The organism is Tistlia sp. (assembly GCF_040905785.1).
GTDB lineage: Bacteria > Pseudomonadota > Alphaproteobacteria > Kiloniellales > DSM-21159 > Tistlia.
On the sequence record NZ_JBBDQW010000065.1, the window covers coordinates 1 to 1,501 of the forward strand.

General features: G+C 72.4%; 2 protein-coding genes. Both read right to left on the reverse strand.

The features are described from left to right. Positions 1–88 precede the first annotated feature (88 nt). Positions 89–526 (reverse strand): DUF4383 domain-containing protein, encoded by a 438-nt coding sequence (locus tag WD341_RS14400; RefSeq protein WP_368426167.1) that lies wholly within the window; start codon positions 524–526, stop codon positions 89–91. A 100-nt stretch (positions 527–626) separates the two neighbouring features. After that, positions 627–1,211, reverse strand: a complete 585-nt coding sequence (locus tag WD341_RS14405; RefSeq protein WP_368426168.1) for a superoxide dismutase family protein — start codon at positions 1,209–1,211, stop codon at positions 627–629. Positions 1,212–1,501 lie beyond the last annotated feature (290 nt).

Genomic DNA, 1,501 nt, shown 5'->3' on the forward strand with positions numbered 1-1,501 from the left:
CCCCCCCGCCCCGGGGGCGTCAGGTTAGCGGGTCGGGCCGCGGCCCGCCTGCGGAAAGTTGCGGCACGCCCCCCCGTGCGGCAAGCCCTCAGGTGCGCGGGCGATGGGCGGCGGCGGCCTCGGGCTTGATCGGCGCGAAGCCGAAGATGGCGGCCGCGATGGCGATCACGAGATGCAGCCAGATGTCGTTGCCGTAGAGCGGCACCAGGCCGAACAGCGTGTTCAGGCCCTCGAAGAAGCCCATGACGGCCAGGACTGCGTAGATCACGGCGACCGCCTGCGCGTAGAGCCGCGCCGCGCCGAAGCGGCGGAACACCGCCACGCCCCAGATGCCGAAGGCCAGGTGCACGAGGTTGTGCAGCAGGTTGACCGGGAACAGTCCGAACAGCAGGCCGGCGTCGGCGACAACGTCGCCCTCCGCCGGCTGGTGCTCCATCACGAGGCCGGGGACGAAGCCGGCGATGCCGACGAGCAGGAAGACGATGCCCATGATCAGGGCGAAGTAGCCAACGGCCTTGGCAGACATGATTTTCTCCTAACGCGAGAGGTATCCTTGCCGAAACGTCTATCGTCGGCGGCAGTTCCTCCCGGCCGGCTGCGGCGGGCGTCCGCCGAGCGCCACGAGGCTACTGCCGGGCTTCCTGACGCTCCACGACGCCGCAGGCCAGACGCTCGCCGGCGTGGCCGGCGGGATCGGTCTGGTAGTCGTCAGCGGTCGCATGGATCACCAGGGCCGCGCCGTCGTCGTCGAGCAGGCCGCCGTCGCCCTCCAGGCTGACACCCGGCGCGAAGGCGTCGGCGCGCGTCGGCACCCCCTCGTCGGCGTAGATGTTGGGCAGGTCGCCCTGATGCGGCCCCTCCTCGGACAGGAAGCCGTGGGTGCGGCCGTCGGGATTGAAGTGGCCGCCCGCCGACTTGAAGTCCGGCGTCTCGCAGGCGCCGGTCTCGTGGATGTGGAAGCCGTGGACGCCGGCCGGCAGGCCCTCGACGTCGAGCTGGATCAGCAGGCCGCTGGGGGTCTCGATCAGCGCCGCCGAACCGACCCGCTCGCCCTGCTGGTCGATCAGGATGGCGCCGGCGGGATGGGAGGCCTGCTCCTGGGCAAAGGCGGCGCCGGCCGTGCCGGCGAGCAGGCCGGCCAGGACCAGACCGGCTGCGGGACGCGGCAGCGCGGAGCGGGCGGTGGCGGGACGCGGGGTGAGCAGGCGCATTGTGATCTCCTCGTTTCCGGATTCCCTGGCGCGGCACGGGCGCACAAGGGGCCCCGGCGGCGCCGGTATCGTCTCGGAGGGAGAACGCCATGATCGCGACGGCGTTCCTGGCCGCGCGCCGGCGACGCCGACCGGATCAGGTCGAAGGGACCGCTCGCTTCGCCCGGAGCGGCGGCCGGCTCACGCCACCGGGCGGCCGCCGTCGATCATGAAGTTCGCGGCGGTGACGTAGGAGGCCTCGTCAGAGGCCAGCCAAAGGATCGGCAGGGCGATCTCCCGCGCGTCGGCCC